This window comes from Streptomyces sp. NBC_00376 (genome assembly GCF_036077095.1).
Taxonomy (GTDB): domain Bacteria; phylum Actinomycetota; class Actinomycetes; order Streptomycetales; family Streptomycetaceae; genus Streptomyces.
Map to the genome: position 1 here is coordinate 2,661,244 of NZ_CP107960.1, position 23,490 is coordinate 2,684,733.

Genomic DNA, 23,490 nt, shown 5'->3' on the forward strand with positions numbered 1-23,490 from the left:
GCTTCCGCCCGTCTACCGCTTGTGTCCCCAGCAGTGTGCGGGCCGCCGGCACCTGTCGAGCGTGGTCGGCCCACCCGCCTGTGTTCTGCTCTGCCCGGAGTGAGCTGAATGGACGGTGGAAGGCCGGCTGTCCCGCCGTACAGCCCCGGACGGCGAGGGCAACTGCACCAGCCACACCGATCCCATGGGTGACGTCTTCCGGTTCGAGTACACCCACTTCGATCTGCTCGCCGCCCGCACCGGCGCGGACGGGGTGCGCCACGAGTTCGAGCACGACACCGAGCTGCGGCGGACAAAGGCTGTCAACACTCGAGGTTTGACGTGGAGTTGCAAGTGCGACGCGTCCGGACGCCTGGCCTCCGAGACCGACTTCGACGGCCGCACTCTGACCTACACCCGTGATGCCACGGGCAGACTGGTCTCCCGTACCAACGCCCTGGGCCAGACTGTGCGACTCGAATGCAACGAACTGGGACAGCTGGTCCGCAAGGACGCGGCTGGTGAAGTCACCACCTATGCCTACGACCTGACCGACCAAGTGGCACAGGCCACCGGACCGAGCGGTAGCACGCTGACGGTACTACGAGACCGATTCGGCCGGGTGCGCGAGGAGACGGTCGACGGCCGCCTGATGACCTGCGGCTACGACGAGTTGGGGCGTCGCACGGGCCGCAGGACACCGTCCGGCGCAGCGACGAGCTGGTCGTACGACGCAGCCGGACGCCGCACCGGCATGTTGGCCTCCGGCCGGGCCATCGACTTCACCTAAGACGAAGCCGGCCGCGAACTGACCCGCCGTATCGGTGAGACGCTGACTCTGGAGCACACCTTCGACGCCCTGGGCCGCCTTACCACCCAGGCGGTGGCGGTGGTGGGCGGCGGTCTGGTCCAGCAGCGCGCGTACACCTACCACGCCGATGGTCACCGCCTCAGCATCCTCGACCACCTCTCCGGTTCCCGCCGCTTCGACCTCGACCTGGTCGGCCGGGTGACGGCGGTCCACGCGGCCAACTGGACCGAGACCTACGCCCACGACGAGGCGAACAACCAAACCCAGGCAACCTGTCCGCTGGACCACCCCGGCCACTACCGGGGCAGTACCCGATCAGCGCTTACATCAATGATCTGGATGCGCGTGATCAGTTGCAGATTGCCATGGGCACATTGACCGACGAGGCCCAAGCGGAGCTGTCCACTCTGCTGGCAGCATTGGATGCGCGCTTCGTGCACGAGCCGGTGCCGGACGAGGTGGGGGGAGCTCCGCCCGTGGCTGAAGCCGTCCTCGGGCGAAGAGCCGCATGGATTCTGGCTGCGCAAGCCTCGCAATCACCCCTGGTAGACCGAAAGCCCGCCTCCTGGTGGGGAGCCGAAGGCGCCCTCGTGGGTGCCGCCCTTCGTGCCCGACTCGTCGACGATGTCGCCCTCGGCAGTGCCGAGCCGGCTCGCCAGGAAGCCCTGGGTGTCGCCGTCCGCGATGAAGCAGATGTCGTGGCTGTCGGGCTTCTTGGCGACGGCCAGGCCCCGTACGCCCCACCCGCGCCCGTGTGGGTGTAGGCGGAACTCTACCGGCGAGCGTGGAGCCGACCAGTGCGGGAACGAGCCAGGGCCTGGGGCAGAACGGGGTAGCGGTCAGGTGGCGAGCGCCAGCTCGAACCAGACGGTCTTGCCGCCCGTACCCAGCTCACCTTCCCCTATGGCGCACCCGCCCCACCGGTCGGCGACGAGTTCGAGAATGGCCATCCCCCGCCCGGCCTCGGCGTTCGGCCCGACGGCCGACGTGTACGGCTTGGGCAGATCCGGACTGAGATCCCAGACGCTCACCCTGAGCACGGGGTGCCGCCACTGGAGTCGCACCCCGGCCGGCCCCAGGGCGTACCGGACGGAGTTGGTGGTCAGCTCGGACGTCAACAACTCGGCCCGATAAGCGAGTTCGTCCAGCTCGTGCGCACCGAGGATGACCCGGAGGGTGGTTCGGGCGATACGGGGACCGCGCGGGTCGCGGGGAAAGACGAGTTCGTAACTCCAGGGGTCGGCGAACGGAATGGGGGCGGGATGGAGGTCGTGCGAGCTGTCGGGAACGTGCGGGATGGGATGGTCGGTCCTCACGGGCACCTCCTGGGGTGCGTGCGAGCAGGTGGAAGTGGGCTTGCGCCATGGGTGGTTGTGGCTGTTGTGCCGCGAGCGACGGTGGCAATGCCGGTCCGGGGCCTGCCTCCCGGGTGGGCAGGGTGGATCGGTGCGCTTCCGTCGACGACGACACCACCCGAGTGGCACAGGTCACAACCTAAAGCCACGAGTACTACCCGTGCTACCAGATTCACCAAAACGGGTAACAACTAAGATTCCGCTGGCCCCTCCCCCTCCGAGATCGGCAAGATGTGGGCGCGAGCAAGGAGTTGATCCATGGCACCACGCCAGTCCCCCACCATTCGCCAGCGTCGTTTCGGGGCCGAGCTGCGCCGACTGCGCGATGCAGTCGGCATGTCGGCACCTGCCGCAGCCGAGCGGCTCGGCGCGGACCGAACGATGATTTCCAACATCGAGTCAGGACGATTCGGTATCAGCGACGAACGCCTGCGTCGCCTGGCCAGCATCTACGAGTGTGACGACCTTGAGCTCATCGATGCCCTCGCGGCCATGACCGGAGGAAGGCCACGGGGCTGGTGGGACGAATACCGAGGCAAAATTCCGCCGGACTTTCTAGACGTGGCTGAACTCGAACATCACGCCACAGGTCTGCGGACCCTGCAGACAGCCCATATCCCAGGACTGTTCCAGACGGAGGAGCACGCGCGCGCCCTCTTCGATCTCTTCGTGCCACCACTGCCCCGTCTTGAGATCGAGCTGCGGGTGGCCCATCGGCTGGCGCGACACGACGTGATCACGAAGGAGCACGGAGTTCCCTACGTGGGCCTGGTGCACGAAGCGGCTCTGCGGCTCCGGATCGGGGGCCGCCGAGTAGCCACGGCCCAGTTGGCGCATCTCATGGAGGAGAGCGAGCGCTCGAACGTCAGCCTGCTGGTGATCCCCTTCACCGCCGAAGGCTTCCCCATGGCCGGGGATACTCTGATGTACGTGTCCGCTACCAGCCACTACTTGGACACCGTGGAGGTTGACTCTCCCATCGGCGCCGTCTTCATAGACTCACCAACGCAGCTGGCCAACTTCCGCCGTCGGCTGGACTTGGTCGAACAGGTGGCGTTGAATCCGAGCGAGTCGAGGGATCTCATCCTGGAGATCGCTGGCGAACTGTAGGAGGAGTTCCACTTGCCCGATTCACCCGAGTTGAACTGGAGCAAGTCCTCGTTCTCGGAGGCTTCAGGCAACGCCTGTGTCGAGGTTGCCGCAGTGGAAGGCACTAGCGTTGCAATTCGCGAGAGCGACAGCCCTGGCGTCGTCCTGATAACAAGCCAGTCTGCGCTGCGCGCTCTGGTGCTCGGAATTAAACACCGAGACACCCGACGCGTCACCACATGACTGTCACCCGGCCAGCAGGTCCTCGACCGCAGCGGCCTGCGGCACCCGGATCTTGCTGATTTGCCGCTGCGCACTCGCGGCTGAGCGGCTGACAGCTTGGCACGCCTCGATGATCTGGCGCTGTTGCCTTCTCCTCCTGCCAGGACAGTTCGCGGGCAATCTCTCCCGCGCTGACTCGGGGCACTCCGCCGTAACGGTTATGCAGATAGCCACGCTCCAGGTTCTCGCCGTCCTTCGGATGGGTGGCGGTCACGGGGTAGAGCTCGGTCGCGCCCGACCTGCTCTTGATCGTGATCCACACCTGGTCACGGCCGAGCGGTCGGTCCAGCACCTCGCTGCCCAGCAGGGTCGCATCGTGCGTCGCGAAGATCAGCTGTGCGTTGCGCGGGTTGGCCTTCGCTCCCCGGAAGATCCGTACGACCTCCGCCGCCAGGGTCGGGTGCAGGCTGGAGTCCAGTTCGTCCACGAGGAGTACGGCGCCCTTGTCGAGCACCATTCCGCCTCGACGCGCTCGTCCGAAAGCTCGAACCCGTTCGTGAACCGGGTCCGGCTGCTGCCGAGAGTGAGGTCCACCGCGCAGAGGCTGGTCTCACCTGCGGACGATCCGCAGGTGCGGCCTATGACGCCGCTCCCTGGCTTGCCGGCCCCGTCCCTCGGCCCGCGACGACGCCCTGGCTGATCGCGCCTCGGTCCGTCAGCCGGACGTCGTCGCCGTCTCCCGCCGCACCGTAGTAGCGATAGTCGCCGAGCCGACGACGCGGGCGCCGTCGTAGAGGACGACCGCCTGGCCGGGGGCCACGCCGCGTACCGGCTCGGTGAAGGTGACGTTCAGGGTGCCGTCGACGAGTTCGGCGGTGACCTCTGTCTCGCCGCCGTGGGCGCGGAGCTGGGCGGTGTAGGTGCCGGGGGCGGACGGGGCGGTGCCGCACCAGCGGGGCTTGATGGCGGTGAGGGCGGTGACGTCGAGGGACTCCGCCGGGCCGACCGTCACCGTGTTGTCGACCGGGGAGATGTCCAGGACGTAGCGCGGCTTGCCGTCGGGGGCGGGGTGGCCGATGCGCAGGCCCTTGCGCTGGCCGATGGTGAAGCCGAAGGCGCCCTCGTGGGTGCCGACCTTCGTGCCCGACTCGTCGAGGATGTCGCCCTCCGCCTTGCCGCCGAGCCGGCTCGCCAGGAAGCCCTGGGTGTCGCCGTCGGCGATGAAGCAGATGTCGTGGCTGTCGGGCTTCTTGGCGACGGCCAGGCCCCGGCGCTCGGCCTCGGCGCGGATCTCGTCCTTGGTGGTGAGGGTGTCGCCGAGCGGGAACATCGCGTGGGCGAGCTGCTTCTCGTCCAGGACGCCGAGGACGTACGACTGGTCCTTGGCCATGTCGGAGGCGCGGTGCAGCTCCCGGCTGCCGTCCTCGTTGAGGACGACGGTGGCGTAGTGGCCCGTGCAGACCGCGTCGAAGCCGAGCGCGAGGGCCTTGTCGAGGAGCGCGGCGAACTTGATCTTCTCGTTGCAGCGCAGGCAGGGGTTGGGCGTGCGCCCCGCCTCGTACTCGGCGACGAAGTCGTCCACGACGTCCTCGCGGAACCGTTCCGCCAGGTCCCAGACGTAGAACGGGATGCCGATCACGTCCGCCGCCCGGCGGGCGTCGCGGGAGTCCTCGATCGTGCAACAGCCGCGCGCCCCGGTACGGAAGGACTGCGGGTTCGCGGAGAGGGCGAGGTGCACACCGGTCACGTCGTGGCCCGCCTCGGCGGCGCGGGCCGCGGCGACGGCGGAGTCGACACCGCCGGACATGGCGGCGAGGACTCGGAGGGGGCGCTGGGAAGTCTCAGTCATAGCTCCACCAGGGTACGGGGCTCCGGGAACCGAACGCTCGCGGATAAGCGTTGTGGATCACATGGGAACCAGTGGGACGGCGGGCGGCGAGAGCTCCGGGGGCGCCAAGTCCGGGCGCGGCATCAGCCGGCGCGGGCTGCTGATCGGCGCCGCGGTCACGGCCGTGGGCACCGCCGCGCTGGCGCGGGAGCAGTTGCAGCACGCCTGGTGGCGGCTGCCGGGCGTGGAGAAGCCCAGGAAGCCCGGCGAGGTGGATTTCGCGCGGGCCCAGTGGATAGCGGCCTCCTCGGCGAACTGGCGGCGGGCCGACCGCCCCGACGACTACACGATCGACCGGGTCGTCATCCATGTCACCCAGGGCAGCTACCAGAGCGCGGTGAAGGTCTTCCAGGACCCTGGACACGGAGCGGCGGCGCACTACGTGGTGCGCAAGGACGGCCATGTGACGCAGATGATCCGTGAGCTGGATGTGGCGTTCCACGCGGGGAACAGGTCGTACAACGAGCGCAGCGTCGGCATAGAGCACGAGGGCTTCGTGGAGCGGCCGCAGGACTTCACGGCGGCGATGTACGGGGCCTCGGCGCGGCTCACGGCGGTGATCTGCGGGCGGTACGGGATACCGGTGGACCGGGAGCACATCATCGGGCACGTGGAGGTGCCGGGCACGGACCACACCGATCCGGGCAAGCACTGGGACTGGGACCGGTATCTGAAGCTGGTCCGGGCGGCGGGCAAGAAGTGACCGCGGGGCCCGTCCGGTCGCCGCCGGACACGCCGGGTCCCGCAGGGCTCGGCGAGCCAGATCCCGCAGGGCTCAGCTGAGGCCCGCGGTGCGTGCCCGCTCCACCGCCGGGCCGATCGCGCGGGCCACCTCGTCGATGTCCTGCTTGGTGGACGTGTGGCCGAGCGAGAAGCGCAGGGTGCCGCGGGCCAGGTCCGGATCGGTGCCGGTGGCCAGCAGTACGTGGCTGGGCTGCGCGATCCCGGCGGTGCACGCGGAGCCGGTGGAGCATTCGATGCCCTGGGCGTCCAGCAGCAGGAGCAGGGAGTCGCCCTCGCAGCCGGGGAAGGTGAAGTGGGCGTTGGCGGGGAGCCGGCCGCCCGGGGCCGGGTCGCCGCCGAGGACGGCGTCGGGCACGGCCGCCAGCACGGCCGCGACCAGTTCGTCGCGGAGCCCGCCGATCTCGCGGGCGAACTCCTCCCGCCCGTCGGCGGCCAGCCGCCCCGCGAGGGCGAAGGAGGCGATGGCCGGCACATCGAGGGTGCCCGAGCGGACGTGCCGCTCCTGACCGCCGCCGTGGAGCACGGGTACGGGGGTGTATTCGCGGCCGAGCAGCAGCGCGCCGATGCCGAACGGGCCGCCGATCTTGTGCCCGCTCACCGTCATCGCGGCCAGCCCGGACCGGGCGAAGTCGACTTCCAGCTGCCCGAACGCCTGCACCGCGTCCGCGTGCATCGGCACGTCGAACTCACGTGCCACGGCGGACAGTTCACGTACCGGCATGATGGTGCCGATCTCGTTGTTGGCCCACATCACGGTGACCAGCGCGACATCGTCGGGATCGCGGAGGATCGCCTCGCGCAGCGCGTCCGGGTGGACGCGTCCGTGCCGGTCGACGGGGAGGTATTCGACGTTCGCGCCCTCGTGTTCGGCGAGCCAGTCGACGGCGTCCAGCACCGCGTGGTGCTCGACGGGGCTGGCCAGCACCCGGATGCGGCGGGGGTCGGCGTCGCGGCGGGCCCAGTACAGGCCCTTCACGGCGAGGTTGTCGGCCTCGGTGCCGCCGGAGGTGAAGACCACCTCGCTGGGGCGTGCGCCGAGGGCATCGGCGAGGGTCTCTCTCGACTCCTCGACGGTACGGCGGGCCCGGCGCCCGGCGGCGTGCAGTGAGGACGCGTTGCCGGTGACGGCGAGCTGGGCGGTCATCGCCTCGATCGCTTCCGGAAGCATCGGCGTGGTCGCGGCGTGGTCGAGGTAAGCCATGGTGGGCTCGATTCTACGAGCCCGGGGCGGGGCGTACGGCGGGCGCATGGTGCCCCGGCACCCGCGCACGGCCGGGTGCGGTCTTCCTCGGCCCGTTCCCGGGCCCGTCCGGGCGGGGAGGGCGTCGGGCTCCGCGCCCGGTTCAGCCGGCGAAGTTCCGGGCGACGAGGCCGTTGCCCGTGACGAGGAGGGGCCGCTCGGCCCCGGTGATTCCGCCGGTACGCGCGGTGGAGCGCACCGTGTCGTTTTGGCGACATGTCGCAAGCACGGCACCGGAAAGGTCTGGTGCGGCGATCAATGGGGGCCCCAGTCTTGAGCCGCACCGCGTGTCCGTTTCCTTGCCTCCTGGAAAGGTTCCGATGCACATACGGCATCGCTCTGCCGCCGTTCTGGCAGCAGGCGTCCTCATCGCCACCCTGTCTTCCACCTCCTCCGGCGCGAGCGCCGCCCCGGCGCCCGCCTCCGTCGGCGCGAACTCCGCCGGCCGCCCCCAGGTCAGCTCCGTCACGCTCGTGACCGGTGACCGGGTGCGGCTGGAGACCTTCCCCGGCGGCCGGAAGGCCATCTCCGTCGAGCCGGCCCCGGGCGCTTCGCAGGCCGACTTCAGCCAGCTGGAGATCGACAAGCAGCTGTACGTGCTGCCCCGCGCCGCGCTCCCGTACATCGCCTCCGGCAAACTGGACCGGCAACTGTTCAACATCACCGCGCTGGTCAAGCAGGGGTACGACGACGCCCACACCTCCGCCATCCCGCTGATCGCCCGCTACACCGGCGGTACGGACCCCAAGTCCAAGCCAGCGCCCACCGGTTCACGCAAGGGTCTGGTCATCAAGAGCCTGCGCGGCGCGGCACTGAAGGCGGACAAGAAGCAGGCAGGGCGCTTCTGGAAGGCCATCGACGACGACTCACTCGCCAGGAGCGGCGCCGAGGGCGACACGAAGAACGCTTCCAAGAACTCCGCTTCCAAGAACGCGGCCTTCGAGGGCGGCGTCGAGAAGCTGTGGCTGGACGGGAAGGTCCAGGCGTCCCTCGATCGCAGCACCGCTCAGATCGGTGCGCCCGAGGCGTGGCAGGCCGGCTACGACGGCAAGGGCGCGACCGTCGCCGTCCTGGACACCGGCGTCGACGCCACCCACCCCGACCTGGCCGGGAAGCTCGGCGAAGTACGCAACTTCACCGACGAGCCCACCGCGAACGACGGCCACGGCCACGGCACCCACGTCGCCTCCACCATCGCCGGCAGCGGCGCCGCCTCGGGCGGCTCGCGCAAGGGCGTGGCACCGGGGGCGAAGCTGCTGATCGGCAAGGTGCTCGACGACAAGGGCACCGGCTCGTACTCCGCCATGATCGGCGGCATGGACTGGGCAGCCCGCTCGGGCGCCGACATCGTCAACATGAGCCTGGGCGGCAGTCCCACCGACGGCACGGACGTACTCAGCCAGGTCCTCAACGGCCTCAGCGAGGAGACCGGCACGCTCTTCGTCGTCGCGGCGGGCAACACGGGCGCCGACTACACAGTGGGCTCCCCGGGCGCCGCGGAGAAGGCACTGACCGTGGGCGCCGTCGACCGCAACGACAAGCTGGCCCCCTTCTCCAGCCGAGGCCCGCGCGTCGGCGACAACGGCGCCAAGCCCGACCTCACCGCCCCCGGCGTCGGCATCGCCGCCGCCCGCGCCGCCGGTACGTCCATGGGCAGCCCGGTGGACGCGGCCTACACCGCCGCTTCGGGTACGTCCATGGCGACGCCGCACGTGGCGGGCGCGGCGGCGATCCTGGCCGGGCGCCACCCCGACTGGAGCGCCCAGCAGCTCAAGGACGCGTTGATGAGCACGACGCGTACCGCCCCCGACCAGACCGCCTACGAGCAGGGCACCGGCCGGGTGGACGTGGCCCGCTCGGTGCGCCAGCAGGTACGCGCCACCGGCACCACCACCTTCGGCATCCTGGGACCGGACGCGGGCCCGCAGAAGGTGAGCGTCACCTACACCAACGACGGCGACGCGCCCGTAACGCTCACCCTGGACACCACCTTCGACAAGCTCTACGGATCCCCGGCCCCGGCAGACGCCATAGGCGCCCCCCAGCAGGTCACCGTGCCCGCCCACGACACTGCCGACGTGGCCGTGACCCTCGACACGCCCGCGCTGCCGGAGGGCGTCTTCGGCGGACGCCTCACCGCGACCTCGGCCGACGGGCAGGCCATCGCGCACACCGTTCTCTCCGCGACGAAGGACCCGGTCACACACAAGGTCACCGTGCGCGGCATCGACCGCGCCGGGCAGCCTGCGACTGTCTCCCCGCTGATCATGCTGGGTCCCACAGGCCGCTTCGACGTCATTCAGGAGGTACCGGCGGGGCAGAGCCTGACACTGAACCTGCCCGAGGGCATGTACTACCTGCACGGCGTCATCACGCAGCACTCGGAGGACAACGTCACCAACAGCCTGGTGGTCGACCCCCACCTGCGGGTGGGCGGCGCCACGGACCTGGTGCTCGACGCACGCAAGGCGGTCCCCGTGGAGATCCGGACCCCCCAGCGGGCCGAGCAGCGGGGTCCGCTGGTCTTTTCCACCCGCTGGACGAAGGGCGACCGGGAGTTCGTCAGCTACTTCACGAGCGCGCACAGCGGCGGACAGCTCCTCTACGTCACGCCCACCAAGGAGTTCACCGAGGGAACCTTCGAGTTCTCCTCCCGCTGGCAGCTGGCCGCACCGATGCTCGGTGCACGTGCCCTCTCCGCTGCCGCCGCGACCGGTGTCCCCGTCCGCCTGCTCCACAACTCTCCCGCCGTGGAAGGCGTGCGACGCCTGCGGGTGGTGGACGCCGGTCACGGACGCCCCGAGGACTACGAGGCGCTGCGCGCACGGGGCGTGGACGTCCGAGGAGCGGCGGTGCTCGTGGAACTGGAGGGGGTGGAGTACGACGAGGCGGTGACCTCGGCCGCCCGCGCCGGAGCCGCGGCCGCCGTCACCACCGCCGGCGGCAACAGGTACGCGGCCACGCCCTGGCAGCCGGTGAGCGAGCGGCTTCCGGCGATCGGGCTGTACGCCTCCCACGCCACCGCGCAGCGGCTGCGCGCGCCGCGCACCACGCTGGAGTTGAAGGGGACCCCGGAAAGCCCCTACCTCTACGAGGTCGTACAGCTCTCCGAAAAGCGCGTTCCCGAGCACGTGGTCCACAAGGTCGGGCCGGGGAACACGGCCACCGTGGTCTCGCGCTACCCGGACACGGGCGGGGCACGCTACGTCACGGAGAACCGCGAGTCCTGGCGTCCGTGGGAGGAAGCGGCCCTCTCCCTGCGATCCCGGTACGTCCGCACCGGGCAGGCGCGGACGGAGTACCTGAGCGGTCCCGCCGACACCCGGTGGCTGCACTGGGTCAACCCCCGCAACACCTGGGCGATCCACGCGGTAGGGACCGGCATGTTCGGCCCCCTGCGCACCTACCGGCCCGGTGAGCACGCCACGGAGAGCTGGTACGCCCCCGTGGTGCGCCCGGCGATCCCCCGAGGTGTCGAAGGGCTCGCCCACCGCAAGGGCGACCAGCTGACCATAGGGATCCCCGAGTTCACCGACACCGACTCCGGCCACTACGGCTACGCCCTGCCCCGCAAGGGCGCCGACACCCCCTACCCCGACGAGACCCGCGCCGTACTGCGTCGCGACGGCGAGATCCTCGCCGAAGGCCCCCGGGCGTGGGGCGCCTTCCCCGCGGGCGGGGACGACGGCCGTTACCAGTTGGACCTGGACGTGAAGCGCACCAGCCCCGAGGGCACCCTCTCGCGGGCCACCAGCACCCGCTGGTCGTTCACGGCCCCTCGCCCGGCCGAGGGCAAGGAGTCCCTGATTCCCCTCCTCCAGCTCGACTACGACGTAGCCACCGACCTCCGGGGCTCCGCCCCTGACTCCGGGTCCTTCGCCTTCGGAGTGAGCGCCCGCCACCAGGACGGTCTGACAGGCCGTTCCGTGAAGGGCATGGAGGTGTCCGTCTCGTACGACGACGGCGGGCACTGGCGGGCGGCGACGACTTCCGCCCGGGGCGACGGCGCCTACCGTGTCCGGGTCACCCACCCCTCGGCTGCCCGCACCAGCGGGTACGTCACACTGCGGGTCCGCGCCTGGGACGACGCGGGCAACGCGGTGACGCAGGAGATCGAGCGGGCGTACGCGCTGAGGTAGTACGCGGGATCCGGAAGCCGCGACCGGCCCCGGTCGCGGCTTCCGTGCGTCCTACGACAGCCAGTCGCGCCGCGCCGCCTGCCACACCAGCTGCGTGCGCGTCTTCGCGCCCGCCCGCTGCATCAGCGCGGTGATCCGGCGCTGCACCGTGCGGTGGCTGACACGCAGTTGGGTGGCGATCGCCTTGTCCGCCACGCCCGCGACGACCAGGGAGAGCAGGTAGCGCTCGTCACCGGCGAGACTGCCGCCCGATCCCATGCCGCCGGCGAAGTCGGCCAGCTCGCCCGCCTCCGTGACGTGCAGCGGGGTCCCCGCAGCCCACTGGATGTCGAACAGGGCGACGAGGGCGTCCAGGAGAGTGCTGCTGCGGATGATCGCGGCGGTCGGCTCGCCGCGGGCGCCGGTCGTGCTGCTCGACATCAGGGGGCAGACGGCGACAGAGCTGTCGACGATGACCATGCGCACGGGGAGTGTGCTGGTGGCGCGGGCCGTTTCACCGGCGCGGATGCCCTGGGCGACGTTGTCGACCATGCCGGGCTGTTCCAGGCAGGCCCGTTCGTAGATCGCCTCGTAGCGGATGCCCTGGGCGAGCAGTTCGAACTCCTCGTCGTTGTCCTGGGCGCGCAGCGCCACGGGATCGGCCTTGCAGAACCACCGCAGGTCGCTGCGGGCCCCGTAGGCGAGTTGGCGCAGCTGCTGACGGATGGCGCCGGCCCCGCTGATCACCTCGACCAGTTGCCCGGCGTCATGGCGCCGGGCGCCCGCCCGGTACTCCTCGGCCAGCTGTTCCACTCCACGCCGTGCCCACTCCAGCGCCTCTTGGCCGCGCGCCAGCAGGGGCTGCAGCGCCACGTCCGGCGGGATGGGTACGTACCGCATGCCGCCGTCGCCCGGCAGCCGCCCGACCAGGCCTTTGTCATGCAGGGAGGACAGAAGCGACGCCGCCTCGCGTTCCCGGATGTGGAGCCGTTGGACGATCTCGTCCGCGCCCGCACCTCGTACCTCCACCAGGTGGCGGTAGACCCGCTCCTCCGCCGCCCCGATCCCTGCTATCTCCAGCACGCGCCCTCTCCCTCCCCGCAGCCCACCCCGAACGGACGCCCACTGTGCCATCCATGATCAAAATCGAACAGGATGCGGGCGGCCCTGCCGGGCGATCGGATGGCAACACGGTTTCCGCGAGCCCGGGGCGGGGCGTACGGCGGGCGCGTGGTGTCCCGGGGCCCGCGGCGCGGCGGCGGGGTCCGCTCCGCCCGGTTCAGCCGCCGAAGTTCCAGGCGACGACGCCGCTTCCGGTGACGAGGAAGGCGAGGACCACGAGGTCGGCGACGCCGAGCGCGAGCCCGAGCAGGGCGCGGCCGCGGCGGGAAGTGGAGCGGACGAGGGCGATGACCGCCATGACGATCGCGGCCGGGCCGAGCAGGATGTTCATCACCAGCAGACCGACGAGCCCGAGCACGAACGAGGCGACGGCCAGCCCGTCGGCGTCCCGGGTGGGGCGCCGGGCGGGGGCGGCCGGGCCGGGGGTGCCGGCCGGGTCGCAGGAGGCGAGGGGGCGTGCGGCGGTTTCGGAGCGGCGGGCGATCGCGGTGAGGGTCATGGGGGCGGGCTCCTTCGGGTCGGGGTGCGGTGCGGAGGGCGCCGCGGCGGCGGTGCGGCCGGTCACGAGGAGCGGCGACGCGCGCCCGCCCGCTCGCGTACGGCGAAGACCAGCAGCCAGCAGCCGATCAGGGCACCGAGCACGAGGGAGAGCGCGGGCGGGATCTGGGCCACCGCGCCCAGCACGACCCCGAGCAGGAGCAGGGCGACGACGAGGACGATCATGTTCAGCCTTTCCGCAGGCTCTCCACGAGCATTTGAGAGTACGACTGTTCACTGACTTGTCAGTCTAGACCCGTTCGCCACTTCCCCGCCCCGGAGAACAGTTGTTTACTGAATGGCATGAGTCACACCGCCGGCGTCCGCCAGACCCAGAAGCTGAGAACCCGTCAGGCACTGCTGGATGCCGCACTCGGACTCCTGGAGCACCAGAGCCTCAGCAGCCTCGGGCTGCGCGAGGTGACGCGGGCCGCGGGCGTCACGCCCACCGCCTTCTACCGGCACTTCGACGACACCGCGGCGCTCGGTGTGGCGCTCGTCGAGGAGGCGCTGGGCAGCCTGCACGGGATGATCGGGGCGACGCTCGCCGAGACCGGTGACAGCGAGGAGCGCCTGGACCGCAGCATCGAGCTGATCATGCGCCATGTCGGCGAACAGCCCGCCCACTTCCGTTTCATCGCCCGTGAACAGCATGGCGGCGTCGGCCCGGTCCGCGAGGCCATAGCGGCCCAACTGCGGCGGTTCGCCGAGGAGGTGGCGGCGGCGCTCGCCGAGGAGCCGGAGTCCCGGGGCTGGAGCGAGAAGGACCTGTTGATGCTCGGCGGCCTCTACGTCGACCACATGGTGATCACCGCCTCGGCGCTGCTGGACGCGGGGCCGGAGGGCGAGCGGGAGGTGGCCGGGGTGGCCCGCCGCCGGCTGAGACTGGTCACCCTCGGCAGGCGGCACTGGCTGGACGACTCGGGCGGAGCCGATACCCCTTAGGGCCCCTCGTACGGGTCAGGGCGTGCCCGCCTGTCCGTACAGCGCCACGACCGCCGCCGCGTGGCGGGCGAGGACGTCCCGCGCCTCGGGCGGCGAGAGCACTTCCACGTTCGGGCCGAAGGAGAGCAGGGAGCGGGCCCACTCGACCGAGTCGACGGCCAGCCCGGCCCGCAGCCACTCCCCGCTCTCCTCCGGGCGCGGCTCCCCCGTCAGCGCCCCGGCGTGCAGGCGTACGAACAGGTCGAGCCGGGAGCGGTGCACGCGCACCCGCAGCCGTACCCGCCCCGGTCGCTCCTCGACCTGCCTGCGCAGCTCGTCCCACAGGTCCGCCAGCTCCACCCCGGGCCGGCGCACGACCGGTTCGTCCGCGAGGTCGGCCCGCCGCACCCGGTCGGCCCGGAAGAGCCGGGGCACCCCGTCCCGGTCCGCCACCAGGTACCAGACGCCCGCCTTCACGACGAGGCCGTACGGATCGACGGTGTAGGTGCGCGGGGTGCTCGTACCGCTGTGGCGGTAGTCCAGCCGCAGCCGCCGGTCGGTGAAGACGGCCTCGTGCAGTTCGGCCACGTCGACGGCCGGCTGCGGGCCGCTCATCCAGCGCACCGGGTCGACCAGGATCCGCCTGCTGGTCAGTTCGGCAGCGGGCCGGTGCGGTGCGGGCAGGGCGGCCATCACCTTGCGCAGCGCGGAGCCGAGCGCCTCGTCGAGGCCGAGCGCGGCATGGGCACCCTCGGCGGCGAGGACGAAGAGGGCGCGTGCCTCGTCGGCGGTGAGCCCGGTGACATCGGTACGGAACCCGGGCAGCAGCGCGATGCCGCCGTGCCGCCCGCGTTCGGCGTAGACCGGGACGCCGGAGGCGGAGAGCGCCTCGATGTCCCGGTAGATGGTGCGTACGGAGACTTCGAGGCGCTCGGCGAGCTCGGTGGCGGGCACCAGGCCGCGGGTCTGGAGCAGCAGGAGGATCGAGAGCAGCCGGTCGGATTTCACCTCACCAGCTTCTCCCGGCCACTGCCCCTTCCCCGCCGCCGGCCGTCAGGAGCGCGGTGCGCGTGCCAGCTGGCGGGACTGGGCCACCAGGCGGTCCTCGCTGTCCCAGACGTCCGCGTCCTCCTCCAGGAAGCCGCCCGCGAGGTTGCGGGTGGTGATGGAGACGCGCAGCGGGCCGGGGGCGGGGCGGCAGCGGATGTGGGTGGTGAGCTCGATGGTCGGCGTCCAGCCCTTGAGGCCCAGCTCGAACGAGGTGGGCGGCAGCGCGTCGACGGTGAGCAGCAGCGAGAGCGGGTCGGCGTCGCGGCCGTCCGCGAGGCCGAACCAGCCGCGCATCTCGCCCTTGCCGGAGGGTGCGCCGACGGCCCAGCCGACCGTCGCCGGGTCGAGCTTGATGTCGAGCCGCTCGGTGATGGCGGAGCTGCCGGGGATCGGGGCCGGGCCGTCGCTCGGGCCGAAGCAGTGCTCCATCGGCGGGATGGCCGGCGGCTTCGCCGACGTACGGACCTCGTCGGACAGGCCGTCCAGGTCGCCGTAGGTGGCGATGACCCGGATGCGCTCGACCTCGGTGCCGTCCTCCGCGAACTGGAAGAGGGATGCCTGGCCGGTGGAGAGGGTGCGGCCGGTGCGGACGGTCTGGGTACGGATCACCGCCGGGCCGGGCACGGACGCGGTGAGGTAGTGCGCCGAGACGGAGAAGGGGTCCGGGTGCGGCAGGGCCTGGCCTAGCGCGCGGCCCAGCATGGCCAGCAGGTATCCGCCGTTGACGGCATGGATGATCGTCCATCCGGCTGAGAGTTCGGCGTCGTAGACGCCCTCTTCGCGAAGGGTGACGGCGGTGTCACGGTCGAACTCGCTGTTCCCGATGGTCGCCGGTCCGGTCTGTGCCGACTGCGCCGCCGACTGCTCTGCTGCCTGTGCCATGCGATGCACCGTACACCGATTGTATTACTGAGCGGTAGCTTTTTTTGCTGGCCCGCAGCGCCGCCCCGGGTGGTCGCTCAGCTCTCCTCGGCCGTCGCGGACTTCCGGTTGTAGGCGCGCGGGGCCCGCCAGTGGTAGCGCATCGACAGCAGCCGCAGCACGAAGGCGACGATCACGGCGGTGCCGCTGGTGAACGCGTCGAGCGCCCCGAAGCGGATGCACAGGACGGTCATCGCGGCGCCGACGATGGCGGGCACCGCGTACAGGTCTCGGTCCCAGCGCAGCAGCGAGGGCACCTCGTTGGCCAGTACGTCACGCAGCACACCGCCGCCGACCGCGGTGGCCAGCCCCAGGGCCGCCGACGCGGTGAGGCCGAGGCCGTAGTCGTACGCCTTGACCGTGCCCGTGACGCAGAACAGCCCGAGCCCCGCCGCGTCGAAGACATTGACGCCCACCTGGATCCGCTCGACGTGCGGGTGCAGGAAGAACACCAGCACGGCGGCGAGGAGCGGGGTGGTGAAGTAGCCGAGATCCGTGAACGCCGCGGGCGGGACCGCCCCGATGACGATGTCACGGAACAGCCCTCCGCCCAGCGCGGTCACCTCGGCGAGCACCGCGATGCCGAAGACATCGAAGTTCTTGCGTACGGCGAGCAGAGCGCCGGAGATCGCGAAGACGAAGATTCCGACGATGTCTAGCGCATGCTGGACGGAGGGCGTGAACAGTTCGTTGAGCACCGGGCAATTGTGCCGGTACTGCTCCCGGTACTACTCCTTCGTGCTGTCCTCCGGCGTATCGGGCGAGGCGGCGTCGCCGTCCCCCTCGGGCTCGTCCGTCGCCGGCTTGCTCACGTCGACGATCTCGATCGCCTCGCGCGCCGCCGCCGTCACCGTCTCGCCGGGCACCTGGTCGGGCGCGTTCTCCGGGTGGTGGCAGGCCACCTGGTGCCCGGTCTTCAGCGCGGCCAGCGGCGGTTCCTGCGTCTTGCAGACCTCCGTCGCCTTCCAGCACCGGGTGTGGAAGCGGCAGCCGCTGGGCGGTGAGATCGGCGAGGGCACGTCGCCCTTGAGCAGGATCCGCTCGCTCTTGACCGAACGGCGCTTCGGGTCCGGGATCGGGACCGCCGAGAGCAGCGCCTTGGTGTACGGGTGCATCGGCGCCTTGTAGAGCGACTCGCGGTCGGCCAGCTCCACGATCTTGCCGAGGTACATCACCGCGATCCGGTCCGAGACGTGCCGGACCACCGAGAGGTCATGGGCGATGATCACGTACGTGAGGCCCAGCTCGCTCTGGAGGTCGTCGAGCAGGTTCACCACCTGCGCCTGGATCGACACGTCCAGCGCCGACACCGGCTCGTCCGCCACGACCAGCTTGGGGTTGAGCGCCAGGGCGCGGGCGATCCCGATGCGCTGGCGCTGGCCGCCGGAGAACTCGTGCGGATAGCGGTTGTAGTGCTCGGGGTTCAGGCCCACGACCTCCAGCAGCCGCTGCACCTCCTTCTTGACGCCGCCGTCGGGCGTGACGCCCTGCAGCTTGAAGGGGGCGCCCACGATCGTGCCGATCGTGTGCCGCGGGTTCAGCGAGGAGTACGGGTCCTGGAAGATCATCTGCATGTCCCGGCGCATCGGGCGCATGCCGCCCACGCCGAGGTGCGTGATGTCCCTCCCCTCGAACTCGATCTTCCCCGCGGTGGGTTCGAGCAGCCGGGTGATCAGCCGGCCCATCGTCGACTTGCCGCAGCCGGACTCGCCGACGACGCCCAGGGTCTCGCCCGAGCGCACCTCGAAGTCGATCCCGTCGACGGCCTTCACGGCTCCGGCGTTGCGCTGCAGCAGCCCCTTCTTGATGGGGAAGTGCTTCTGCAGCCCGGTCACCTTGAGCAGCACCTCGCGGGAGGCCGTGTCACCGGCCGCCGCGCCGCTCCCGGCCGACCTCTGCGCCGGAACGTCCACGCCCTTGTCCTCGCTCGTCACGGCCTTGTCCTCGCTCACAGCTTGGGCGCAATCTCTTCGGTCCAGATACGCTCCCGCTGCTCCGGCGACATGTGGCAGGCCGCCCAGTGCCGGCTGCCGACCTCCTGGAGCTCGGGCCGTACGGTACGGGTGACGTCGTCCTTCGGCACGTCCGCGTACGGGCAGCGCGGGTTGAAGGCACAGCCCGACGGGATGTTGATGAGCGAGGGCGGGGAACCCTTGACCGGGATGAGCCGGTCCGTCTGGTCACGGTCGAGGCGCGGCATCGAACCCAGCAGGCCCCAGGTGTAGGGGTGCCGGGGCTCGTAGAACACCTTCTCGGCCGGTCCGCGCTCCACGCAGCGCCCGCCGTACATCACGAGGATGTCGTCGGCGAGCTCGGCCACCACGCCCAGGTCGTGGGTGATGATGATGACCGCGGAGCCGAACTCCTTCTGCAGGTCCCGGATCAGGTCGAGGATCTGCGCCTGGACGGTGACGTCCAGCGCGGTCGTCGGCTCGTCGGCGATCAGCAGCTCGGGGTTGTTGACCAGCGACATGGCGATCATCGCGCGCTGGCGCATGCCGCCGGAGAACTCGTGCGGGTAGCTGTCGACGCGCTTGTCGGGCTGCGGGATGCCGACCCGGTCGAGCATCTCGACGGCCCGCTTGCGCGCGGTCTTCTTGTCGACGCTGTGGTGGACCCGGTAGGCCTCCACGATCTGCTTGCCGATCGTGTAGTACGGGTGCAGCGCGGACAGCGGGTCCTGGAAGATCATGGCCATGTCGCGGCCGCGCAGCTTGCGGACCTCGACGGGGTCGGCGGACAGCAGTTCCTTGCCGTCCAGCCAGATCTCGCCGGAGACCTGGGCCTTGCGTTTGCCGTACTGACCGGTGGTGTGCAGGCCCATGATGCCGAGCGAGGTGACCGACTTGCCGGAGCCGGACTCGCCGACGATGCCGAGGGTCTTGCCCTTCTCCAGCTGGAAGTTGAGCCCGTCGACGGACTTGACCAGGCCGTCGTCGGTCGGGAAGTGCACCTTGAGGTCGCGCACTTCGAGGAAGGCGGTGGGAGCGGGCGAGCCGGCCGGGGAAGGTTCGCCCAGCGCGGCACCGCTCTTGTGCAGTTCGGTCATCCCAGCCTCACTCGCGGGTCGATGACGGCGTACATGATGTCGACGACGAGGTTGGCGACGGCGATCGCGAGAGCCGCGAACAGGGTGACGCCGAGAATCACCGGCAGGTCCTTGTTGCTGATCGCCTGGACCGCCGCGAGCCCGAGACCGGGCAGGTTGAACGTGGACTCGGTGAGGACGGCGCCACCGAGGAGCACGCCGATGTCGAGGCCGAAGACGGTGAGGATCGGCGTCATCGCGGACCGCAGGGCGTGCCGGGTGATGACGGTGCCCTCGCCCAGGCCCTTGGCGCGGGCGGTGCGGATGTAGTCCTCGCCGAGCACTTCGAGCATGGTGGCTCTGGTGAGGCGGGCGTACATCGCGGCGTTCAGGAAGGCGAGCACGATCCACGGCAGGATCAGCGTCTGGAACCAGGTGCCGATGCCGTCGTCCGTGGAGAGGTTGTCGGCGATCTTCACCCAGCCGAAGTTGTGCACGAACAGGCCCATGGCGACCATGCCGGTGAAGAAGATCGGCAGCGAGACACCGGCGAGCGCGGTGGTCATCGCGGCGCGGTCCCAGATGCTGCCGCGCCGGAGCGCGGACACCACACCGGTGGCGACACCGCCGAGGAGCCACAGCACGCAGGCACCGGCGGCGAGCGCGCCGGTCACGGGCAGCGCGTCCTTGAGGGTGGTCCAGACGGGGACCTCCGTGCGGAAGGAGTAGCCGAAGCAGGGCGCCGCGCAGTGGGTGACATCGGCACCGTTCGCGTAGTCGCGCCCCATCGGGATGCCCTTGACGAAGTCCCAGAACTGGACGAGAAGGGGGTCGTCGAGACCCAGTTTGATCCGGATGCCCTGGAGCTGCTCGACACCCGTTGCCTTGCCGGCGAAGAGGACTGCGACGTCCTGACCCGCCCACTTGGGCAGCATGAAGAAGATGGTGAACGTCGCGAGCAGTACGACGAGCACCATGATGACTACGGCGAACAGGCGCCGGATGAGATAAGCAAGCACTGTGTGCGGCCCGGCGGTGGCCGGGAACCCCTTGTGGGGGCTCCCGGCCACCGCCCCGGCCCTCACCTGCCCTTCGGACTGGCGGGTTTCGGCGGCGGTGGAACAGTCAACAGGGTTGACTGTGAATGCTGTTGACTACAGCGACTACTTGACGACGCCGAGCGAGACGTAGTCGTAACGGCCGTTGTAGGCGTCGGACATGTAGGCGTTCGTCAGACGATTGCCGCGCCAGGTGATGTTCTTCTCGTAGATGAAGGGCATCCAGTCGGCCTGGTCGAGGATCCGCTTGTCGAGCTCCTTGTAGATCTCGCCGGCCTTGACCGGGTCGGTCTCCGCGATCGCCCGGTCGAAGATCTTGTCGATCTCCGGGTCCTTCAGCTGCGACTCGTTGTAGTTACCGGTGTCCGCGAGGAACCGGCTGTCCCACAGCGGCTGGCCGAAGCCCTGGCCGGACGGGAAGTCCGGGCCCCAGCCGCTCATCGTCATGCCGTAGCCGCGCTTCTTCACGACGGACGGCGAGCCGGTGATGCTGGACGCCTCGGCGCCGTCGAGCGGGTCGACCTCGATCTTGATGCCGACCTTGCCGAGCTGCTCCTGGAGCGCCTCGGCGGCGTCGACCTCGCCCGGGTTGTTGTTGCGGGCGGTGAGCTTGGTGGCGAAGCCGGTCGGGTGACCGCACTGCTTCAGCTCGTCCTTGGCCTTGGCGAGGTCCGGCTTGCCCTTGCGGGCGAGGACGCCGTACGGGTCGTAGTCGCTGTGGCCCTTGATGGAGACCGGCAGGGTGCTGTTGGCGATCGCACCACCGGCGATCTCGCCACCGCGGGTCTGCTGGAGACCGGCGAAGTCGGTGGCGTAGAAGACGGCCTTGCGGCAGTGGACGTCGTCCAGCGGCTTCGCGGTGTGGACGAGCGCGACGTAGCGGACGAAGGACGTCTGCATGTTGTCGACGCTGTCCTTGTGCTTCTGGACGGCGGTGACGCGGCCGGACTGGGTCATGCCGGTGCCGTTGAGGTCGACGTCGTAGTCGCCCTCCATCAGCTTCTTGTCGTTCTCCTCCAGGTTGGCGGAGATCGTCACGGTGACCTTGTCCGGGAGCGCGGCGCGCAGCGGGTCGGACGCCTTCTGCCACTTGTCGTTGCGGACGAGCACGATGCTCTTGCCCGGCTTGTACTCCTCGAACTTGTACGGGCCGGAGGAGAACGGGCGCTGGGTGTACTTCGCGCCGGTGTCCTTGTCCGCCTTCACGGGCGAGCCGGACGGCATGGCGAGGAACTGCTCGAAGTCACCGTTGGGCTTGGGCAGCTTGAAGATGATGGTGTTGTCGTCGGGCGTCTCGATCGACTTGAGGCCGAGCTTGTCCGCGGACTTGTCCTTGTAGGGGCCCTTGTACTCGCCCTTGGGGTCCAGCGTCTGCATCAGGTACTGCGGGCCACCGGTGATGGTGTCCGTCGCCCAGATGCGCTCGATGCCGTACTTGACGTCCTTGGAGGTCAGCTTGGAGCCGTCCTCCCAGGTCAGGCCGGAACGCAGCTTGTACGTGTAGGTCTTGCCGCCGTCGGTGATCTCACCGGGGCCGGTGGCCAGGTCGCCGACCAGCTTGGTGGAGGCCGCGCCCGGCTTGGTGTCGTACGAGACCAGCTGGCGGGTGTAGAAGCGCATGAAGTCCCAGGCCATGCCGTAGTAGGCACGCTGGGGGTCGGCGGAGTCGAGGTCCTGCTTGCCGACCATCTTCAGCGTTCCACCCTTTTTGGTGGACGGGTTGGCGACCTTGTTGAACGCCGCGTTGAAGCCGGCGCCCTTCGAGCTGCCGCCGCCTTCGCTGTCGCTGTCGCCGCCGCCGCACGCCGTGGTGGTCATCAGCGCCGCGACCACGAGGGCCGCACCAGCGGTGAGCCGTCGTTTCGAGGTAACTGTGGACATTTTCTCGTAACCTCCGAGATCGCGGTCCCAGGCCGTTGCTTGCCGGAGAACCATGGGAAGAGCCACCTGACGATGCGGCAGGGGCAAGTCGTGGGCTATCGGGTCCCCTTGGGGTCCAGGGCGTCGCGCAGCCCGTCCCCGAAGAGGTTGAAGGCCAGCACGGTGATGAAGATCGTCACGCCGGGGAAGACCATGAACATCGGGTCGTGCTCGTACGTCTCCAGGGCGTCCCGCAGCATTCCGCCCCAGGAGGCCGTCGGCGGCCGGACACCGGCGCCGAGGAAGCTGAGGGCCGCCTCGGTGAGGATGTTGGTGGGGATCATCAGCGTCGCGTAGACGGTGATCGGCGCCACCAGGTTGGGCAGCAGCTCGCGGAAGAGGATGTGTGTCCGCCCGCCGCCGAGGCTGCGCGCCGCCTCCACGTACTCGCGCTCGCGCAGCGAGAGAGTCTGCCCGCGGACGATGCGTCCGACGTACGGCCAGCCGAAGAAGCCGATGACGGCGACCAGTACGGCGATGCGGACGCCGCTGCCGGTGAGGCCGAGAAGATCGTCGGGGAGGACCGAGACCAGGGAGATGATGAAGAGGAGCTGCGGGAAGGAGAGCAGCACGTCCATGACGCGGCTGATCACCGCGTCCACCCAGCCGCCGAAGTATCCGGCGATGATCCCGAAGAGGGTGCCGAGGGCGACGGCGACCAGGGCCGCCAGGAAGGCCACGAGCAGCGAGATCCGGGCGCCGTAGACGATCCGGCTGAAGACGTCGCGTCCCTTGTTCGGCTCGACGCCGAACAGGTAGTCGCCACTCATGCCGCCGAGGCTGCCCGTGGGGAGATTGGTCAGCGGGTCGAGCTTGTCCTGGTGGAACTCGTTCGGCGGGTGCCCGAGCAGGCTCACGATCAGCGGCGCGAAGACCGCCACCACGACCAGGACGAGGACAACGATGCCACCCGTCAGAGCGACCTTGTCCTGCTTCAGGCGGTTCCAGGCGATCTGCTTGAGAGACCGTCCCTCGACCTTCTTCACCCCGGAGTCGACTGCGGGACCGCCGGTCGCGACCGGATCCGCTTCCGTGGTCGGCTCGTGCAGTGGTGCCGTCATCGTGGCAAGGACCCCTCTCAACCGGCGGTGGCCGGGCCGAACTGGCCGCTGTGGCGGCGCGATCAGTCAGTCGTACGCAGAGGCGGCAAGACGCCCTTGCTGCGGGAGTCTTCATTGCCGTTACGACTGGTAGCCATACCGACAGACGAATGGATGCCTAACCGTGATGCGCTCTGGGGTGTTCCGTTATCCGGACGGATGTGAACGCCCGCCGAACACAGGTCAGTTGATAAGGAAGAGGGCATGCGAGCGGATTAGCGTCGCATTCACCACCAGACATGCCGAGCACGGAAATCTCGGACATGGGCGGCCGGATGAGGCATCGGGCGGGTGAACGCACGTGCACATTCGGGGAGTTGGCGCCTTACCTTCGCGTTACGGAAATCCGGACCGTACGCGGGCATTCCGGACGACGGGGACAGA

The 23,490-nt window shown here is 69.9% G+C and carries 22 protein-coding genes and 1 pseudogene; 7 read left to right on the forward strand and 16 right to left on the reverse strand.

Annotated elements, in window-relative coordinates; genetic code table 11:
* Positions 1 to 184: 184 nt before the first annotated feature.
* Both OG842_RS11720 and OG842_RS11725 read left to right on the forward strand, forming a co-directional pair.
* A complete protein-coding gene (locus OG842_RS11720) occupies positions 185 to 769 on the forward strand; it encodes an RHS repeat domain-containing protein (RefSeq protein WP_266729548.1) in 585 nt (194 codons plus the stop codon).
* 93 nt (positions 770 to 862) lie between these two features.
* On the forward strand, positions 863 to 1,168 hold the full coding sequence (locus OG842_RS11725) for a hypothetical protein (protein ID WP_266729549.1): 306 nt from the start codon (positions 863 to 865) through the stop codon (positions 1,166 to 1,168).
* Positions 1,169 to 1,365: 197 nt separating this feature from the next.
* Here the strand turns inward: OG842_RS11725 and OG842_RS11730 are convergent.
* Positions 1,366 to 1,524, reverse strand: a pseudogene (locus OG842_RS11730) (tRNA 2-thiouridine(34) synthase MnmA); the annotation flags it as partial.
* A gap of 105 nt (positions 1,525 to 1,629) precedes the next feature.
* Positions 1,630 to 2,106 (reverse strand): ATP-binding protein, encoded by a 477-nt coding sequence (locus tag OG842_RS11735; RefSeq protein WP_266729550.1) that lies wholly within the window; start codon positions 2,104 to 2,106, stop codon positions 1,630 to 1,632.
* Positions 2,107 to 2,403: 297 nt separating this feature from the next.
* On the opposite strand from OG842_RS11735, the gene OG842_RS11740 reads away from it, so the two are divergent.
* Positions 2,404 to 3,255, forward strand: a complete 852-nt coding sequence (locus OG842_RS11740; RefSeq protein WP_266729551.1) for a helix-turn-helix domain-containing protein — start codon at positions 2,404 to 2,406, stop codon at positions 3,253 to 3,255.
* Between the two features lie 30 nt (positions 3,256 to 3,285).
* Complete coding sequence (locus OG842_RS11745; protein WP_266733541.1) at positions 3,286 to 3,477, forward strand: DUF397 domain-containing protein; 192 nt, start codon at positions 3,286 to 3,288, stop codon at positions 3,475 to 3,477.
* On the opposite strand, the gene OG842_RS11750 is transcribed toward OG842_RS11745, so the two are convergent.
* Positions 3,467 to 3,973: an AAA family ATPase gene (locus OG842_RS11750; protein ID WP_266729552.1), complete on the reverse strand. Its 507-nt coding sequence runs from the start codon at positions 3,971 to 3,973 to the stop codon at positions 3,467 to 3,469. The genes OG842_RS11745 and OG842_RS11750 overlap by 11 nt on opposite strands.
* A gap of 198 nt (positions 3,974 to 4,171) precedes the next feature.
* Positions 4,172 to 5,305: a tRNA 2-thiouridine(34) synthase MnmA gene (gene mnmA, locus OG842_RS11755; RefSeq protein WP_266729553.1), complete on the reverse strand. Its 1,134-nt coding sequence runs from the start codon at positions 5,303 to 5,305 to the stop codon at positions 4,172 to 4,174.
* A gap of 61 nt (positions 5,306 to 5,366) precedes the next feature.
* Here mnmA and OG842_RS11760 point away from each other — a divergent pair, with 61 nt between their 5' ends.
* Complete coding sequence (locus OG842_RS11760) at positions 5,367 to 6,047, forward strand: N-acetylmuramoyl-L-alanine amidase (protein WP_266729554.1); 681 nt, start codon at positions 5,367 to 5,369, stop codon at positions 6,045 to 6,047.
* Between the two features lie 72 nt (positions 6,048 to 6,119).
* On the opposite strand, the gene OG842_RS11765 is transcribed toward OG842_RS11760, so the two are convergent.
* Positions 6,120 to 7,289 (reverse strand): cysteine desulfurase family protein, encoded by a 1,170-nt coding sequence (locus OG842_RS11765; protein WP_266729555.1) that lies wholly within the window; start codon positions 7,287 to 7,289, stop codon positions 6,120 to 6,122.
* 359 nt (positions 7,290 to 7,648) lie between these two features.
* On the opposite strand from OG842_RS11765, the gene OG842_RS11770 reads away from it, so the two are divergent.
* Positions 7,649 to 11,467 (forward strand): S8 family peptidase, encoded by a 3,819-nt coding sequence (locus tag OG842_RS11770; protein ID WP_266729556.1) that lies wholly within the window; start codon positions 7,649 to 7,651, stop codon positions 11,465 to 11,467.
* A 51-nt stretch (positions 11,468 to 11,518) separates the two neighbouring features.
* Here the strand turns inward: OG842_RS11770 and OG842_RS11775 are convergent, their stop codons facing one another.
* The 3 genes from OG842_RS11775 to OG842_RS11785 form a co-directional block, all read right to left on the reverse strand.
* Positions 11,519 to 12,529 carry a helix-turn-helix transcriptional regulator gene (locus tag OG842_RS11775; protein WP_266729557.1) on the reverse strand — a complete coding sequence of 337 codons (1,011 nt, stop codon included), beginning with the start codon at positions 12,527 to 12,529 and terminating at the stop codon, positions 11,519 to 11,521.
* Between the two features lie 196 nt (positions 12,530 to 12,725).
* Positions 12,726 to 13,067, reverse strand: coding sequence for a DUF4190 domain-containing protein (locus tag OG842_RS11780; RefSeq protein WP_266729558.1), 342 nt, complete (start codon positions 13,065 to 13,067; stop codon positions 12,726 to 12,728).
* A gap of 62 nt (positions 13,068 to 13,129) precedes the next feature.
* Positions 13,130 to 13,291, reverse strand: a complete 162-nt coding sequence (locus tag OG842_RS11785; RefSeq protein WP_266729559.1) for a hypothetical protein — start codon at positions 13,289 to 13,291, stop codon at positions 13,130 to 13,132.
* Between the two features lie 117 nt (positions 13,292 to 13,408).
* On the opposite strand from OG842_RS11785, the gene OG842_RS11790 reads away from it, so the two are divergent.
* A complete protein-coding gene (locus tag OG842_RS11790) occupies positions 13,409 to 14,050 on the forward strand; it encodes a TetR family transcriptional regulator (protein WP_266729560.1) in 642 nt (213 codons plus the stop codon).
* Between the two features lie 15 nt (positions 14,051 to 14,065).
* Here OG842_RS11790 and OG842_RS11795 read toward each other — a convergent pair whose 3' ends face one another.
* The 8 genes from OG842_RS11795 to OG842_RS11830 all read right to left on the reverse strand — a co-directional run bounded on the left by OG842_RS11795 (position 14,066) and on the right by OG842_RS11830 (position 23,067).
* On the reverse strand, positions 14,066 to 15,037 hold the full coding sequence (locus OG842_RS11795; protein ID WP_266729561.1) for a helix-turn-helix transcriptional regulator: 972 nt from the start codon (positions 15,035 to 15,037) through the stop codon (positions 14,066 to 14,068).
* A 45-nt stretch (positions 15,038 to 15,082) separates the two neighbouring features.
* Positions 15,083 to 15,961 carry a thioesterase family protein gene (locus OG842_RS11800; RefSeq protein ID WP_266729562.1) on the reverse strand — a complete coding sequence of 293 codons (879 nt, stop codon included), beginning with the start codon at positions 15,959 to 15,961 and terminating at the stop codon, positions 15,083 to 15,085.
* 77 nt (positions 15,962 to 16,038) lie between these two features.
* Entirely contained in the window at positions 16,039 to 16,698 is a 660-nt protein-coding gene (locus tag OG842_RS11805; protein ID WP_266729563.1) for a trimeric intracellular cation channel family protein, read from the reverse strand.
* A 30-nt stretch (positions 16,699 to 16,728) separates the two neighbouring features.
* Positions 16,729 to 17,934, reverse strand: coding sequence for an ABC transporter ATP-binding protein (locus OG842_RS11810; protein ID WP_328512198.1), 1,206 nt, complete (start codon positions 17,932 to 17,934; stop codon positions 16,729 to 16,731).
* 14 nt (positions 17,935 to 17,948) lie between these two features.
* Positions 17,949 to 19,049, reverse strand: a complete 1,101-nt coding sequence (locus OG842_RS11815; protein WP_266729565.1) for an ABC transporter ATP-binding protein — start codon at positions 19,047 to 19,049, stop codon at positions 17,949 to 17,951.
* Positions 19,046 to 20,047, reverse strand: coding sequence for an ABC transporter permease (locus OG842_RS11820; RefSeq protein WP_266733542.1), 1,002 nt, complete (start codon positions 20,045 to 20,047; stop codon positions 19,046 to 19,048). The genes OG842_RS11815 and OG842_RS11820 overlap by 4 nt, the downstream gene beginning before the upstream one ends.
* Positions 20,048 to 20,191: 144 nt before the next feature.
* Positions 20,192 to 21,967, reverse strand: coding sequence for an ABC transporter substrate-binding protein (locus tag OG842_RS11825; protein ID WP_266729566.1), 1,776 nt, complete (start codon positions 21,965 to 21,967; stop codon positions 20,192 to 20,194).
* Positions 21,968 to 22,062: 95 nt separating this feature from the next.
* Entirely contained in the window at positions 22,063 to 23,067 is a 1,005-nt protein-coding gene (locus OG842_RS11830; protein WP_266729567.1) for an ABC transporter permease, read from the reverse strand.
* Positions 23,068 to 23,490: the final 423 nt, after the last annotated feature.